At 66.9% G+C, this 15,947-nt stretch carries 14 protein-coding genes; 11 read left to right on the top strand and 3 right to left on the bottom strand.

The features are described from left to right. The first annotated feature begins 14 nt into the window (after positions 1–14). Positions 15–1,526, top strand: a complete 1,512-nt coding sequence (locus IBX18_RS35680) for an NAD(P)/FAD-dependent oxidoreductase (protein WP_194837860.1) — start codon at positions 15–17, stop codon at positions 1,524–1,526. 27 nt (positions 1,527–1,553) lie between these two features. Next, complete coding sequence (locus IBX18_RS35675) at positions 1,554–2,042, top strand: AAA family ATPase (RefSeq protein ID WP_373889256.1); 489 nt, start codon at positions 1,554–1,556, stop codon at positions 2,040–2,042. A 206-nt stretch (positions 2,043–2,248) separates the two neighbouring features. On the opposite strand, the gene IBX18_RS35670 is transcribed toward IBX18_RS35675, so the two are convergent. Beyond that, positions 2,249–3,190, bottom strand: coding sequence for an alpha/beta hydrolase family protein (locus tag IBX18_RS35670; protein WP_228542297.1), 942 nt, complete (start codon positions 3,188–3,190; stop codon positions 2,249–2,251). Between the two features lie 214 nt (positions 3,191–3,404). On the opposite strand from IBX18_RS35670, the gene IBX18_RS35665 reads away from it, so the two are divergent. The 8 genes from IBX18_RS35665 (at position 3,405) to IBX18_RS35630 (ending at position 12,323) form a co-directional block, all read left to right on the top strand. Next, on the top strand, positions 3,405–4,001 hold the full coding sequence (locus tag IBX18_RS35665) for an NAD(P)H-dependent oxidoreductase (protein ID WP_194837858.1): 597 nt from the start codon (positions 3,405–3,407) through the stop codon (positions 3,999–4,001). A gap of 182 nt (positions 4,002–4,183) precedes the next feature. Further along, positions 4,184–5,269: a sugar ABC transporter substrate-binding protein gene (locus IBX18_RS35660; protein ID WP_194837857.1), complete on the top strand. Its 1,086-nt coding sequence runs from the start codon at positions 4,184–4,186 to the stop codon at positions 5,267–5,269. A gap of 67 nt (positions 5,270–5,336) precedes the next feature. Continuing rightward, positions 5,337–6,161, top strand: a complete 825-nt coding sequence (locus IBX18_RS35655) for an ATP-binding cassette domain-containing protein (RefSeq protein WP_194837856.1) — start codon at positions 5,337–5,339, stop codon at positions 6,159–6,161. Between the two features lie 76 nt (positions 6,162–6,237). Next, positions 6,238–7,473 (top strand): sugar ABC transporter permease, encoded by a 1,236-nt coding sequence (locus IBX18_RS35650; protein ID WP_107654543.1) that lies wholly within the window; start codon positions 6,238–6,240, stop codon positions 7,471–7,473. A gap of 25 nt (positions 7,474–7,498) precedes the next feature. Next, positions 7,499–8,707, top strand: coding sequence for an ROK family protein (locus IBX18_RS35645; protein ID WP_194837855.1), 1,209 nt, complete (start codon positions 7,499–7,501; stop codon positions 8,705–8,707). 196 nt (positions 8,708–8,903) lie between these two features. After that, the gene (locus IBX18_RS35640; RefSeq protein ID WP_194837854.1) at positions 8,904–9,713 is read left to right on the top strand and encodes an SAM-dependent methyltransferase; all 810 of its coding nucleotides are present in this window, start codon (positions 8,904–8,906) and stop codon (positions 9,711–9,713) included. 53 nt (positions 9,714–9,766) lie between these two features. Continuing rightward, the gene (locus IBX18_RS35635; protein ID WP_194837853.1) at positions 9,767–11,041 is read left to right on the top strand and encodes a diguanylate cyclase domain-containing protein; all 1,275 of its coding nucleotides are present in this window, start codon (positions 9,767–9,769) and stop codon (positions 11,039–11,041) included. A gap of 184 nt (positions 11,042–11,225) precedes the next feature. Continuing rightward, positions 11,226–12,323: a CSLREA domain-containing protein gene (locus IBX18_RS35630; protein WP_194837852.1), complete on the top strand. Its 1,098-nt coding sequence runs from the start codon at positions 11,226–11,228 to the stop codon at positions 12,321–12,323. A 163-nt stretch (positions 12,324–12,486) separates the two neighbouring features. On the opposite strand, the gene IBX18_RS35625 is transcribed toward IBX18_RS35630, so the two are convergent. Continuing rightward, a complete protein-coding gene (locus IBX18_RS35625) occupies positions 12,487–13,743 on the bottom strand; it encodes an acyltransferase (RefSeq protein WP_194837851.1) in 1,257 nt (418 codons plus the stop codon). A gap of 277 nt (positions 13,744–14,020) precedes the next feature. On the opposite strand from IBX18_RS35625, the gene IBX18_RS35620 reads away from it, so the two are divergent. Beyond that, the gene (locus IBX18_RS35620; RefSeq protein ID WP_194837850.1) at positions 14,021–14,521 is read left to right on the top strand and encodes a CGNR zinc finger domain-containing protein; all 501 of its coding nucleotides are present in this window, start codon (positions 14,021–14,023) and stop codon (positions 14,519–14,521) included. A gap of 4 nt (positions 14,522–14,525) precedes the next feature. Here the strand turns inward: IBX18_RS35620 and IBX18_RS35615 are convergent, their stop codons facing one another. Continuing rightward, entirely contained in the window at positions 14,526–15,887 is a 1,362-nt protein-coding gene (locus IBX18_RS35615; protein WP_194837849.1) for a DUF2252 domain-containing protein, read from the bottom strand. Between the last annotated feature and the right edge of the window lie 60 nt (positions 15,888–15,947).

Below are 15,947 nucleotides of genomic sequence, written 5' to 3'. Positions count from 1 at the left end.
CTCACACTGGAGTGATGAACGAGACCGCCGTAGCCCCCGAACACCTCGATGTCGTGATCGTCGGCGCCGGACTGTCCGGCATCGGCGCCGCCTACCGGTTGCAGACCGAGTGCCCCGGCAAGACCTACGCCATCCTCGAGGCGCGCGACGCGATGGGCGGCACCTGGGATCTGTTCCGCTATCCCGGCATCCGGTCGGACTCCGACATGTTCACGCTCGGCTACCCGTTCAAGCCGTGGCGCGAGGCGAAATCGATCGCCGACGGGCCGTCGATTCTCCGGTACATCAACGAGACCGCCACCGAGTTCGGCATCGACCGGCACATCCGTTACCAGACCAAGGTGGTCGCCGCCGACTGGTCGAGCGAAACTGCCCGCTGGACACTGACTTTGGCGGAGCACGATGCCACCGGCGCGGTATCGCAGCGCGAGCTGACGTGCAGTTTCCTGTACGCGTGCGCGGGCTACTACAACTACGACCGCGGCTACACCCCCGAATTCCCCGGCCGCGCTACGTTTTCCGGTCAGGTGGTGCACCCGCAGTTCTGGCCCGAAGACCTCGATTACACCGGTAAGCGCGTTGTCGTGATCGGCAGCGGCGCCACCGCGGTCACCCTGGTGCCCTCGATGGCCGGGCAGGCCGAGCGGGTGACCATGTTGCAGCGCAGCCCGACCTGGATCAGCGCGGTCCCCGGACGCGACAAGCGCGCGGACAAGATTCGTGAGCTGCTGCCGCCGAACCTGGCGCACCGGGTGATTCGCACCAAGAACATCCTGTTCACCATCGGCTTCTACCAGTACTGCCGTCGCCGCCCGGCGGCCGCGCGCAAGCTTCTCACCGCGTTGACCACGCGAATCCTCAAGGACAAGAGCCTGGTGGCCGAGCACTTCACGCCCACCTACAACCCGTGGGACCAGCGCCTGTGCGCCGTCCCCGACGCCGACTTCTTCAAGGCGATGAAGAAGGGCAAGGCCGAGGTCGTCACCGACCACATCGATACCTTTGTGCCGGAAGGCATTCGGCTGAAGTCCGGCCGAATCCTGGAGGCGGACATCATCGTCACCGCCACCGGCCTGCAGATGCTGCCCTTCGGCGGCATCGTCCCGCGCGTCGACGGCCGGCCGATCGCCCTCGCCGACCAGTTCATCTGGCAGGGCGCCATGCTGACCGGACTGCCCAACTTCGCCGTCTGCGTCGGCTACACCAACGCCTCCTGGACGCTGCGCGCCGATCTCAGCTCGCGCCTGGTCTGCAAGATCCTCAACCACATGGACCGCCGCGGTTACGCCGCCGTCGTCCCCGAGCCCGACGGCAAACTCACCGAACAACCGCTGATCGAACTGGCCGCAGGCTATATCCAGCGCTCGATCGACGATTTCCCCCGCCAAGGTGACCGCCACCCGTGGAAAGTCCGCCAGAACTACTTGATCGACTCGGTGACCACCTTGCGCACCGACCTGAACAAAACCCTCACCGCCACCCCTGAATCGGCTGTGCGTGAGCCTGTTCCCACTGCGGCCCGCTAACGGCCCTACCATGACCGAGTGACGGTGATTCTGGTAACTGGCATGTCCGGCACGGGTAAATCGACCGCGCTGAACCATTTGGCGCACCGTGGATACAGTGTGGTCGATACCGATTACGGCGACTGGATCGAAAACCTCCCGCTACCGGACGGCGCCGGCGCAGAACCTCATTGGCGCGAAGACCGCATCGATGCCTTGCTGACCCGGCACGAGGGCTCCGGCGTCCCGCTTTTCATCGCAGGCACGGTCATCAACCAGGAAGTGTTCTACCCCCGCTTCGCCGAAATAGTCCTACTCTCCGCCCCCTTACCCGTAATCCTCACCCGCATAACCACCCGCACCACCAACCCCTTCGGCAAAACCCCCGAAGAGCGCGCGCAAATCGAGTCGGATACCGCCGAGATAGAACCCCTGCTCCGCGCCGGGGCCACCATGGAAATCGACACCCGAAGGTCCATAACCCAAGTGGTAGACCAACTGGTAGCGCTCGCCGGCTCCCCGCCGCGCCATCGTTGAGGACTTTTTCACCGGCGAGCTGCTGCGAATAAATCTGGTGTCGAAGGTTTTGTATCGATGCCCTCGGGTATCGACCACTCGCCGTGGAATTACGCTACGGGACGATGCAAGGTGGCCGGATCCCCATCAACACCCTGCATTTCAACTGAGCCCCCGATAGGCGACCCCGGCGCGGCTCTGTCAGCTCCGCCGGGGTTTCGGGCCGATCAGGCGACGCCGATCGAGCTGAGGAGCATCGGTAGGGCGTTGCGCATTTGGACCTTCCATGCGTCCCAGTTGTGGCCTTGGGCGGGGACGTAGCGTTCGTCTACTCGGGCGCCCAGTTCTTGGAGGCGGTCGACGAAGCGGTAGTTCTGTTCGTAGGCAAGGGATTCGACGGCGTCGCCTTTGCCGTAGGAGACGAACAGCGGGATGTTGGTGAGTTTGGCGGCTTGGCTGTACGGGTTGTTGGCGACCCAGATGTCGCGATGGTCGCGGTAGTCGCCCCAGACTCGTTTCCAGTCGGCGGCGCAGCCCTGGCCGGGCTTATCGGGGTCGCCGGGTGCGCCGGAGGCGTGCAACGGGTCGACGTTTCCGCTGAAGCTGGCGGCGGCGGCGAACCAACCCTGATGGGCGGCAGCGAATTTCATGGCGCCGAGACCGCCCATGGAATTGCCCGCGATGGCCCGGGTGGTGTTGGCGTGGTAGGTGGATTCGAGGATGTTGCGCACGTCGTCGAGGAGATACCGCTCCCAGGCGGGCGGACCGCCACGTCCGTCGTTGTACCAGTCGGAATAGGCACTGCACCAGCTGGTTTCGGGTAGCACGAAGATCGCGTCCTTACCCGCGGTGAGCGCCTCGAGGTTGCCTTTGTCGGTCCAGGATTTGTGGTCGTCGAACCCACCGTGCAGCACCCAGACGGTGGGCCAGCTGCGCGAGGATTCCTTGGTCCAACCGGGCGGCAGCAGCAGACGCACCACCTTCACGGACCAGTCGGGACCTTCGAGGTTGGGGGAGGAGATGCCGATATCGAGGATGCGGTCGCTGACCCTGGCTTCCCAGCGCACCGTGCCTGCCGCGGCGGAGGCCGGTGCGTCGACGGCGAAAGGCGCAGCGAGGCTGGCGATTACGGTGGCGATTGCCAGAATGATGCTGCTGAGTCGTGGCAACGGATGATCCTTTCCTTCGAGGATCGGCTTCGAGCGCTTCGATCCCCGAGGGTGAATCTAGAGCATCGAGACACTCTACGAATAGTGTTGTTCGCAAATTAGTAGGATCTCACTATCCCCGCACGTTCGGCTGAATGATATTGCTGGTCAGTGCATCTCGGCCGGAGGGCACCCCAACGGCCACGGCGCTGTCACCTCCGGCACAGTGATCCGCATGCGTATAGCGGTATACCTCGCCCATCCCCGGGCCGACAGTTTCAACAGGGCCCTCTTCGATGCGGTCGTCGACGAACTGCGGTCCCGGGCGGTCGAGGTGGTACCGCACGACCTGTACGCGGAGGGCTTCGATCCGATGTCGGCGGCGGCGGAGACCGATACCGTGCACGGCACGCGGTCGGGTGACGAGCTGGTCCGGCAGCACCAGAACGAACTGGCGGACCTCGACGCCTTGATCTTCGTACACCCGAACTGGTGGGGCATGCCGCCGGCGATCCTGACGGGCTGGGTGCAGCGGGTGCTCACCCCCGCCGTGGCCTACAAGCTGGATGACGCGTCCGGCCGGCCGATCGGATTGCTACGACTGCGACGCGCCTTGGTGCTCAATACCTCCGATACCACCATCGAACGGGAGCGCGACGTCTTCGGCGACCCGCTGCACCAGATCTGGGCGGCCTGCGTGCTGCCCTACGTCGGCGTGCACGATGTCCGGCGCACCGTGTTCCGGATAGTCACCGACTCCGCCGACGAGACGCGCGCCGCCTGGCTGCGCGAAGCCCGCGAGCTGGCCGCGGCCCTGGTGACGGACGGCTAAACCGGCCCGCGGTCGGGCAATGCGCCGATCTTGACGTGTCCTGATTGTTATCTCGAACAACAAATCGGTCGCTTGAACAGGTTGTGCTGTGGGTCACAGTCGAATATGTTGCAGCGAACAACATTCGCTCGACCTCGACCGCCCGGGCACTCCGGGGCGGTGGTTCCACGAAAGGCCCCCTCATGCGTAAGGGCATTCTCGGCGTTGCGGCCGTCTCGGTCGCCGCGCTCACTTCCTTGACTTTGACTGCTTGTGGTGACGACTCGACGGGTTCGGGCGGTGGCGGAGCCAAGATCGGGGTGATCCTGCCGGACAGCAAGACCTCGGCCCGATGGGAGACGGCGGACCGGAAGTACCTGCAGCAGGCCTTCGACGCCGCGGGCGTCAAGGCCGACATCCAGAATGCGCAGGGCGACAAGAACGCCTTCCAGACGATCGCCGATCAGATGATGACCAACGGCGCGTCGGTGCTGCTGATGACGAACCTGGACAGCGGCACCGGCAAGGCGGTCATCCAGAAGGCGAAGGCGCAGGGCGTCACGGTCATCGACTACGACCGGCTCACGCTGGGCGGCGGCGCCCAGTTCTACGTGTCCTTCGACAACGTGAAGGTCGGCAGCCTGCTCGGCGAGGGCGTCGCGAAGTGCCTGACCGACAAGAACGCCGCCAATCCCGTTGTCGCGTACCTGAACGGCGGGCCGACGGACAACAACGCGACCCTGCTGAAGACCGGCTACGACGCGGTGCTGAAGCCGAAGTTCGACGCGGGCCAGTACGCGAAGGGACCGGATCAGGCGGTACCGGAGTGGGATAACACCCAGGCGGGCACCATCTTCGAGCAGATGCTCACCAGCCAGCCGAACATCGGCGGCGTGGTGGCGGCCAACGACGGTCTCGCCAATGCCGCGATCGCCGTGCTGAAGAAGCAGAAGCTCAACGGCCAGGTTCCGGTGAGCGGCCAGGACGCCACGGTGCAGGGCTTGCAGAACGTCCTCAAGGGCGACCAGTGCATGACCGTGTACAAGGCGATCAAGAAGGAAGCCGAGGCGGCGGCGGAGCTGGCCATCGCGCTGACCAAGGGCCAGCCGGGTCAGGCGAACGGCAAAGTGCAGGACCCCGAGGCCAAGACCGACGTGCCCTCGGTGCTGCTGGAGCCCAAGCCGATCTACGCGCAGCAGGTGAAAGACGTTGTCGCGGACGGCTATGTGACCAAGGCCGAGCTGTGCACCGGCGAGATCGCGAAACTCTGCGCGGACAACGGCATCTGATCGCACCAGCCCCTTCCGCCTTCTCGATGAGGGGACGGCGGAGGGGGCACTTCTCAGGAGCAGCACCATGAATGAAGCATCGCGCAGCGATTCGGTGGGGGGCGGTGGCCGGGAGACGGGTGGGCATACGCCCGTAGTCGAATTACGCGGCCTGGAAAAGAGTTTCGGGCCGGTTCATGTCTTGCACAACGTCGCCTTCGCCGCCTATCCGGGTGAGGTGACGGCACTGGTCGGTGACAACGGGGCCGGAAAGTCCACGCTCGTCAAGTGCATCGGCGGCACCCACCCGATCGATGCGGGCGAATTCTTGTTCGAGGGCAAGCCCGTTCAGGTGCACAGCCCGCGCGACGCGGCCGCGCTCGGCATCGAGATCGTGTACCAGGATCTGGCGCTCTGCGACAACCTCGACATCGTCCAGAACATGTTTCTCGGGCGGGAGAAGAAGACCGGGATCGTGCTCGACGAGTACGCGATGGAGGAGCTGGCCGGAAAGACCTTGGCGAGCTTGTCTGTTCGGACGGTCAAGAGCGTCCGGCAGCAGGTGTCGAGCCTGTCCGGCGGCCAGCGGCAGACGGTGGCGATCGCCAAGGCCGTGCTGTGGAACAGCAAGGTGGTGATCCTGGACGAGCCGACCGCCGCGCTCGGCGTCGCGCAGACCCAGCAGGTGCTCGAGCTGGTGCGCAGGCTGGCCGATCGTGGGCTCGCGGTGGTGCTGATCTCGCACAACATGAACGACGTGTTCGCGGTCTCGGATCGCATCGCGGCGCTGTACCTCGGCCGGATGGCCGCCCAGGTCCGCACCTCCGACGTGACCCACGGGCAGGTCGTCGAACTGATCACGGCAGGCCGCAGCGGCGCACTGGGCCTGGACGCGAATGGAGCAAAAGGATGAGCGAGCGCAGCGAGCGAACAATGAGCACAGCCGCCCCGGCGGTTATGCCGGAGCCGAGCGCAAGCGAGGCGCAGGCATGAGCGCCATCTTGACCGAAAAGCCCGCTACCGCACCGGTTTCCGACTTGGTGAACACCTACGTCGGACGAGTACGCAGTGGCGACATGGGCGCGCTGCCTTCGGTGCTCGCACTGATCATCCTGTCCTGTGTCTTCTGGGCCGCGCGCCCGGTCTTCATGTCCGAGGCCAACTTCGCGAACCTGTTCACCCAGGGCGCGGCGATCGCGGTGATCGCGATGGGCCTGATCTTCGTGCTGCTGCTCGGCGAGATCGACCTGTCGGCCGGTTTCACCAGCGGCGTCTGCGCGGCGGTGCTCGCGGTGTTGCTCACCGACCGCGGCTGGCCCTGGTACGCGGCGGTCGTGGTGTCGCTGCTCACCGGGGTGCTGATCGGGCTGACGATCGGCACCATCGTGGTGAAGATCGGTATTCCATCGTTCGTGGTGACGCTCGCGGCTTTCCTTGCGCTGCAGGGTGTCGCGCTGAAGATCATGGACAACGGCCGCAACATCTCCATCCGCGACGACACCATCCTCGCCGTCGCGAACAAGAACGTCCCGCCGTTGCTCGGCTGGCTGCTGTACGCCGTGCTGGTCGCGGGGTTCGCGTTCGTGCAATACCGAAAGCTGCGGGCGCGCACCAAACTCGGCCTCACCGGTGAGACCGCCCCGGTGATCGTGGCGCGGATCGTGGCGGTCGCGGTGGTACTCGGCATCGCGGTGCTCGTGCTCAACGGCGAACGCAGCCGCAACCCGGAACTGCACTCGCTCAAGGGCATGCCGATCGTGGTCCCGCTGATCGCGATCCTGTTGCTGGTGTGGACCTTCGTGCTCAATCGCACGTCCTTCGGCAGGCACATCTACGCGGTCGGCGGCAACGCCGAGGCGGCTCGTCGCGCGGGCATCACCGTGGATCGCGTGAAAATCACTGCGTTCGTGCTGTGTTCGACCATGGCGGCGGTCGGCGGCCTGATCGCGGCGTCCCGCGCCAACTCCGTCGACCCCAACACCGGCGGCAGCAGCGTCCTGTTGCTCGCGGTCGGCGCGGCGGTCATCGGCGGCACCAGCCTGTTCGGTGGCCGAGGTCGAATGCTGGACGCGGTGCTCGGCGCCGCCGTGGTCGCGGTGATCGACAACGGGATGGGCCTGATGGGCTACAGCGCGGGCACGAAATTCGTTGTGACAGGATTCGTGCTGCTCTTGGCGGCCGGAGTAGACGCCTTGTCGCGCAAACGAACGCTACTTCGTAGATAACCCATTCCGCGGCGAAGGACGGTGAATGCGCGCAGCCCCATCTCCGGATGAGATCCGCAAGAGCAACTTGGCTGTGCTGCTCCGGCACGTCCATCGTGACGGTCCGGTCTCGCGGGCCACGCTCGCGGAGCGAATGGGGCTGAACCGCAGCACCATTCTGGCGTTGACGGCCGACCTCGCCGCAGTAGGGCTGGTGCGCGAGGAACTGCCCGGGCAGACGGGAAAGGCGGGTCGCCCGTCGCTGGTGGTCCGGCCGGAGTCGGAGCGCGTGTACGTCATCGCGCTCGACGTCGGCGCCGACCGGCTGGCCGCTGCCCGAGTCGGTTTGGGGGGGCTCGTCCTTGCCCAGGTCGAAACCACCCGCCCGCGTGGCACTTTCGATCCGGAGGACGTGATCGCCACGTTGGCAGGCATGGCCCGCGACATGATCGGCCAGGCCGCCCGCGACGCCGTGTGTGTCGGTGTGGGCGTGGCCTTTTGCGGGATGGTGCGCGAGGAGGACGGCGTCGTCCGGTACGGGCCGAACATCGGCTGGGTCGATGTGCCGTTCGGCGCGAGCCTGACTCGGGAACTCGACCTCGGCCTGCGGGTCGTCGTCGGCAACAACGCCAACCTCGGTGCGCTGGCCGAGCGGGAGCGCGGCGTCGCCGCGGGGCTGTCCGACCTGATCTATCTGCACGGCGACGTCGGTATCGGGGCGGGCATCATCATGGGCGGCCAATTGCTCGGCGGGGAGGGCGGTTACGCGGGCGAGGTCGGCCACATGATCGTCAACCGGAACGGAAGGCCCTGCGCGTGCGGGTCGCACGGCTGTCTGGAGGTCGAGGCGGGCGAGCTCGGTTTAATCGCCGCCGCGGGCCGTGCCGACCCGGCGGGCCGGGCCGCGGTCGAGGCCATCGTGGAGGCGGCGGCGCGCGGTGACTCGACGGCCAGGGACGCTCTGCACCAGGTGGGCGACTGGCTCGGCTACGGCGTGGCCAACCTGGTCAATATCTTCAACCCGTCGATGGTGGTCTTCGGCGGCGTGCTGCGCGAGATCTACCTCGCCTCGGCGGCCCAGGTGCGCAGCAGGGTAGCGGTCGACGCTTTGCTCGCGGTCCGCGAGCGGGTGCGGCTGCGCACCTCCGCGCTCGGCGGCGACGCGACCCTGATCGGCGCTGCGGAGCTGGCCTTCACCGAGGTGCTCACCGACCCCGTGCAGACGCTGGCCAGAATCGCCGCGGCCCGCGCCTGAAATCGGGTGCGGCCTCGCGCATTCGCGCTCGCAAGCGCTCCGAGCGGGCCGACCGTTGTCGGCGGCGAGCTTCCCGCTGGTCACCAAACCCGACTACTATGCGCAGACCACCGTTCGGGTGATCAAGCGCACCGTGCCCGAGTGGGTCGGCCGATCCGATGGCGGTGTTCGAGCGTGAGCAATAAAGGGGTTTTCGATGGATAGGCCGGCGTGGGCGCCTGAAGGCGTGGATATGCAGCAGGCAAGCCCGGCACGGATGTATGACGCGCTGCTGGGTGGTTCGCACAATTTCGAGATCGACCGCAAGGCCGCCGAGATGGGCAAGTCGCTCGTGCCGGACCTGCCCAGGTTGGCGCTGAGCAACCGGGCGTTCCTGCGCCGCGCGGTGCGATTCCTGGCCGATTCCGGGATTCGCCAATTCCTCGATATCGGGTCGGGAATCCCGACAGCCGGAAATGTGCACGAGGTGGTGCACGCCATCGATCCCGATATCCGGGTGCTCTACGCGGATATCGATCCGGTGGCCGTCGCCCATTCGCGCGCGATTCTGCGCGGCAACAGCCGAGCCGGCGCCATCGAGGCCGATCTGCGCAAGCCGGCCGAGCTGCTCGACAAGGCTGCCGAGACGGGCCTGATCGACTTCGACCAACCGGTCGGCCTGCTGCTGGTCGCGGTGCTGCACCTGCTCGCGGACAGTGACGAGCCCATCGCCAAGGTGGCCGATCTGCGCGCCGCCGTCCAGCCGGGCAGCTACGTCGCTATCTCTCATCTCACCTCCGAAATGCGGCCCGAGGACGCGGGCAAGCTGGGCGCCAATGCCTCCGATAAGAATCGAATTGGTATCCATTTCCGTAATCGCGAGGGAATCGTCGCTATGTTCGAAGGATGGGACCTGATCGAGCCCGGCGTGGTCGAGTTGCCGGTCTGGCGCCCGGAGTCCGAGCGAGATCTGCACGAGGCACCGGGCCGTTCGCTCGGTCTGGCCGGCGTCGGCCGAAAGGCCTGAAGCGCGAAGACGAACCAGCAGGGGGTCCCTGAGTGGGGTCGCATGAGCTAGCGATGCGGTGGGCCGAGGCGCTGGACGGCGCGGTGGCCCCCACTCTCACGCGGACCCAGATCGAAGCCATGCTCGCCGGATTGAGCGAGGCGCTCGAAGCGGTGGTGCTCGGCACCGCCGAACTCACCGTCGCCCGCGATGCCGCCTCGGTACTGGTCGCGGCGAACTACCGCGACGCGGTGGCGGTCAGTCGTTCGGTGGTGGTCATCTGCCACGACCTGGTGGCCGATATCTGCCCGACCACCGCCGGGCCGAACTATGAGCGGATCCGCGACCGGGCGGTGCTCACCGCCGCGGAGTTCGCGGCGGGCTTCACCGCGGCGCTGCGGACGGCGGCGCTCGCCGAACAGGAAGCCACCCTGGCGGCGACCTTGGCGGCGGCGCAGGAGGCCGAGGCCAAACGGCAGCTCTCCGAGGCCAGGTTCGCCGCGGTCTTCGCGGGCGCCTCGGTCGGCATCGGCACCATCGATGTCACCGGCAAGGTGCTCGACGCGAACCTGGCGATGGCCGAAATGCTCGGTCTGCCAGTGGAACTCATGCCCGGCCGGGCGGTGGACGAGCTGCTCGGCCCGGCGAACATCGGCTACGCCTTCGCGGAGCTGCAACGGTTGCTCAGCGGGGCGTCCGACCGGTTCCGGCTGGAGACCGAGCATCTGCGCCCCGACGGCGCCATCACCACCATCGACCTGTCGATGTCGGCCGTGCGTGACAGCGCCGGGCAGGTGCGGTTCCTGATCGGGGTCGCGGTCGACATCACCGAACGCAAGCAGCTGGCCGACCGGCTGTGGCACGACGCCAACCACGACAGCCTCACCGGCCTGCCCAACCGCACCTTGTTCTTCGACCGGCTGGCGAACGCGAGCCCCCCGATCGGCGTGTGCTACCTCGATCTCGACGGGTTCAAGGAGATCAACGACGTGTGGGGACACACGGTGGGGGACAAGGTGCTTCGAGTGGTCGGCGAGCGATTACGCGCGGCCGTCGGCCCGGTCGACGGACTCGTCGCCAGGCTCGGCGGCGACGAATTCATCGTGCTGATCGAAAAATGTACGGGCGCAGACAAATTGGCGGAGGTATCCGGCTGGTTGTCGCAGGCACTCGTCGAGGCCATGGAGGTGGAGGGTCATCTGGTGACCGTCGCCGCCAGCATCGGCACCGTCTTCCTCGACGACGTACCCACCGCCCCGGACCAGCTCATGCACGCGGCCGACACCGCGATGTACCGCAACAAGGCCGCGCAGACCATGCGCGAGTCGCGGTTCCGGCAGCGTAAGTAGTCGATGCTCGATGCTGCGGTGACCAGCCGGCCTCGTCGAGATGCCCAGTGCGATTGTGCAATAGCGAAGGAACTGCCGGTCCCACCACGGCGCGGGTTTAGGTTCTGTTAGAACCGAAATGACTGAGACAGTGCCGCGAAGGCACTGTCGACCCGGAGTAGTCGTGCCGAGAGTGGTTGGTCGGATGAAGATCTCGTCGATATCGATGATCGGTGTCGTATTCCTCGGCACGCTGTATGGAATGCCGGATCGCGCGGCGGCGCAGACCGGCTCGGCGGGCCCGTCGCCCGAGGTGTTCACCGTGACGACCACCGCCGACGGTGCGGCGGCGAATCCGTTCGAGGGGCGGTGCCGCACCGACGCGGGGGAGTGCACGCTGCGCGCCGCGGTGCAGGCCGCGAATGTCCGGCCGGGCAGCATCATTCGGGTGTCCGAAGGGCGGTATGTGCTGACCATCCCGCCGAATTTCTGGAATACCAACGGCCCCTTCATCGATCCGGCCACCGGCGACCTCGACGTCACCGCCGACACCACCATCGAGGGCGCGGGCCAGGACCGCACCGTCATCGATGCCGGTCATCGCGATCGCGTCATGCTGACCACCGCGCGGGTCGCCCTCTCCGGCCTGACCATCACCGGCGGTAATGCCGCCGAACACGAGATCCCGCTGTTCGAGACCGGCGGCGGCGGAATCGCCAACTCCGGCAAGCTGATTCTCGACCACGTGACGGTGACCGGGAACGCCGCCGATTATGGCGGCGGCATCTTCAACATTCCCGTCGCCGACATGAAGGTCACCGACAGCGTCATCACCGCCAATGCGGCGGGCGAGGCGGGCGGTGTCCGCTGCGACAACACCTGCACCTTCACCCGTACCGAGATCACCGACAATCAGGTGGTCAACCCGCGCACCAAGTGGTACCGGTTCGGCGGATTCGCGGGCCGCGGTGGCGGACTCGACATTCGGGGCGTCGGCGAGGTGCTGCTCATCGACTCTGTCGTCCTGCGCAACAGCGCCGACGAGGGCGGCGGCGGCATCAATATCGCCCCCGCCTACCTCGACAGCCTGCCGTACCAGTTCACCGATGTCGTCAATCCCGGTATGGGCAAGCTGATCCTGCGCGGCTCGACCATCGCGCAGAACACCGCGGGACTCGGCGAACAGAACTGCAAGAAGGTGTTCGCCGTCATCCTGTCCACCGGCGCCAACCGCAGCAACGACCACTCCTGTGACCTGACCGCCACCGGCGACGAGGTGCGCCCGGACGCGGGCGTGCGCTGAAACCCGCACAACCAGAAGGGAATCCGCCATGGGTTCGTTCAATGCAGGCGACTGGATGACGGTACTCGGTCAGGGCTTCGCCTGGGCGATGTCGATGCTCGTGTCCGGTGCCACCGCAGGCTCCTCCTGATCAGCCGCCCCATCGCGCTCGGTGCGGCAACCGCTAAGCGGCGCCGACTTCGCTGACCGCGTCCAGATGCGCGGCCAGCAACCGCACCCGCCGCTTCTGCTGCGCGGTCGTCTCCACCGGATGGTGGATCTCGATGCTCAGCTGGTCATCGAACGTGCTGATGATGATGGTGCCGCTCGGTTGCTGTAGTCGATGCCCGGCCTTGTCCGGCTTCGCGATCATGACCGTGCGAAAGTCGTCGATCCGCAACCCCTCGGGCAACTGCGGCCGGTCGATGCGCCCCCAGTTGGTGGCGAGCACGATGCCGGGGGCGCGCGGCGGTGGGCCGGCGGCGATATCGGGGATGTGCAGCGGTGTCTGCTGCACGACGCCGGCCGCCAGCCCACGGCGTAGGCCGTCGCTGACGGCACGGCCCAGTTCGACCAGAGTCGTCTTGGCGCCGACGCTGGGGACGAAGTCGGCGAAGCCGAGAACGTTCGTTCCTTCGGTGCAGCCGATCGCGGGCGTGACCCGGTTGCGCAGGTCCACGGAATAGGTATAACTGAGCTCGGTCAGCGGCAGCTCGCGCAGTTCGGCCTCGGTGAGTAGGATTGCGGCCGAGGCCAGTCCATTGATCGTCGTCCCCTCGCGGTGCGCGAGGTCGGCGAGCGCGCTGGTCTCCTGCTTGGTCAGGCGGCAGCGTGCCGTGAGGGGCAGCAGATAGGCATCGTCGTCCACGACGGGCGGCACGACGCGGGGTGCTTCGGCGACCACCAACGGTCGCGCCGACACCGGGAGTCCGGACATCTTCTCGACGCATCGCGCGAGCAGCAGGTCCTCCACGGCGTCCGGAAACCGGTGCGGTTCCAGCGTGGGCGCGCGCCCGTGGCTCACTTCGGTGTAGCAGGCCCATAACTCGGCGAGCACGGCCAGCGAGTGGCAGGCGTCCGCGATGCTGTGGTGGGTCACCAGCGTGACGCCGGTGCTGTCGCCGTCCCGGACCACGCACAGTGCGGCCAGTGCCGTGCGCTGGTCCAGCCGCGCGCCGCTGAGCAACAGTTCGGGATCTCCGTCGACAACGGTGAATTCCGGTGTGGTGCGGGGTGATTCGACGATGACGTGCCCGCGCCCGTTGGCCTCGAGGTGGGCGCCGAACGCCGGGTAGGCGCGCACCACCGCCTCGTAGGCGGCCGAGAGCGCCGCTAAATTCAACCGACCGGACAGTCGCATCGAGTAGCCGACGAGGACCTCACTACCGGCGAAGATCTCTTCGCTCGGTGCCAACGGCCGGATGACGGTAGCCGTGGTCATGTCGAAATACCCTCCACATGAGACTGCCCATCGAGGCTAGCTCGAATGCCCGACACTGCACGGTCTTTCGGGGTCATCACCTCTATGTGGTGTATCGCGCATACCGAACGAGCTGTTTCCCGTCGTTGCCACAACGAGACCATGCTCGGCGATCAACCATTGCCCGCAGAGGCAGCGCAGGTAGCGGACGTATCCGTGTGCGGACACCAGCATCGGTGTGGGCCAGGAACAGGAGGGGCAGGTCAGGTCCATATGCCCAGCCTGGTGTAATGACTCAGTGTACTTCAACCCTTACGGTGGCGCGGCCGCCGAACTCGCCGCCCGGCTGGTGAACGCCGGCCGAAACCAGGATCTGCGGGACCTACTCGCCGACTCGGGCTACAAACCGCTCGGCACTGTCACGGCCGCGCAGACCGCCGAGCTGCGCCGGTGGATCGCGGAACTCGACGCGGTGTTCGACGATCCCACCGTGCACCGGCTCAACACTTTGCTCGCTAAAACGACCAGTCAGCCTTATATCTCGACACACGACAGCCGGTCGCCGCACCTGCACTTCGCGCAGGAGACCGCGCCCGTCGACGAACGCGTCAAGGCCTACACCGCCGTCGGCCTCGCCGCGCTGTTCTGCGCCGATCCGAATCGCATCGGCCGCTGCGCCCGCGCCGGCTGCGCCGAGGTCTTCGTCGACACCTCGCGCAACGGCCGGCGGCGCTTCTGCTCGACGCGCTGCTCGAACCGGGTGCACGTGGCCGAGCATCGCTCGCGGCAATCGGCCTGAGCGCTCAGTACGCCTGCTTCGCCGCCACGACGCGCCCGGCGTCGATGGCGTTGCGCAACGCTCGGTGGTCGTGGTGGGTCTGGTCGGCATAGGCGACGGCGAAGTCGATCATCGCGCGGTCGAAGGTGTCGCTCGACCCGAGGTAGGAGGCGATAGCGACGCGGTCGCCGGAACGGGCGTGCGCGCGGGCGAGGGTGTGCCCGCACAGTGCCGCGTAGTCGCGCAGATAAGCGCGCGACATCTCCTCGATGTCGGCCGAGCCCTTCATGTCGCGCAGTTGGCGCCAGTAGTAATGCCGCCCGTCCGGGCCGGTCGCCCAGCCGAGAAAAATGTCGCTGGCGGCCTGGGTGAGCCGCTGCCCGTGCACGACCCGGTGCCCCTGATTGCGGAACTTGCTCGCCGCGGTGTGCGGCGCGAGTACCGACTGTTCGGCCTCCTTCACCTGCAGGAACAGCGGGCTCTTGTTCATCCGCCCGGCCAGCAGGGCGACGAAGCAGCGGGTGCCGACACTGCCGACGCCGACCACCTTGACCGCCAGGTCCAGCATCTCGTGCCGGTCGAGCAGCACCCGGCGCTCCTCGGCCACGCTGCGGCGGTAGTCGCCGAACACCCGCTGGATCACTTCGGCGTCCAGCTGCCCGATCGGGATCAGCAGCGGTGGGCGGTGCCGGATGCGCGGGACGCCGTCGGCGTCCGGCTCGGTCAGCTTCGTCAACGCCTGCAGATTGGTACGGGTCCGCGCCTCGGCGAGCGCCTGCTCGATACCCTTGCGGCGCTTGGGTTTCCGAGCCAGTGCCGTCAATTGGTCGGCGTCGATCTTCTCGTACCAGACGGCCAGTTCGCCGAGCTCGGCCAGCCGGACCATCGCCTCCCGATAGGCGCGGGCCGCGGCGCCGACCGCGGTTTCGGCGTCGGTATCGGCGAACCCGTTGGCCCGTGCCGCCACCGCGACGCTGGCCGCCAGCCGTTTGACGTCCCATTCGAAGGGGCCGGGCAAGGTCTCGTCGAAGTCGTTGAGGTCGAAGACCAGTGCGCGTTCCGGTGAGGCGAACAGGCCGAAGTTGGACAGGTGCGCATCACCGCACAGCTGGACGGTCAGCCCCGTGTTGGTCGAGGCGGCCAGATCGGCGGCCATGATCGCGGGCGCGCCACGCAGGAACGGGAACTGCCCGGCCGCCATCCTGGCGTACCGGATGGGTACCAGCTCGGGTACCCGGGTCGCGGCTTGGCGTTCGAGCACGCTGATCGGGTCCGCCCGATCGGCAGGCGGCTCCCACACCCCCAGCGCCCGCCGTCCGACCCGCTTGCGCGCCCGCCGCCCCAGTTCGGCCGCGCCTGGTTCCACAATCGCCAAGGTTTCCGCCATCGTGCCAGTTTGTCACTCGATGGCAACCAACGAGCAAATCCGACGCGAGTTTCCTAGCAA

Source organism: Nocardia sp. XZ_19_369 (assembly GCF_015355715.1).
GTDB lineage: Bacteria > Actinomycetota > Actinomycetes > Mycobacteriales > Mycobacteriaceae > Nocardia.
Note: the sequence above shows the minus strand (reverse complement) of the source record. Positions and strands in the feature narration are given on the sequence as shown.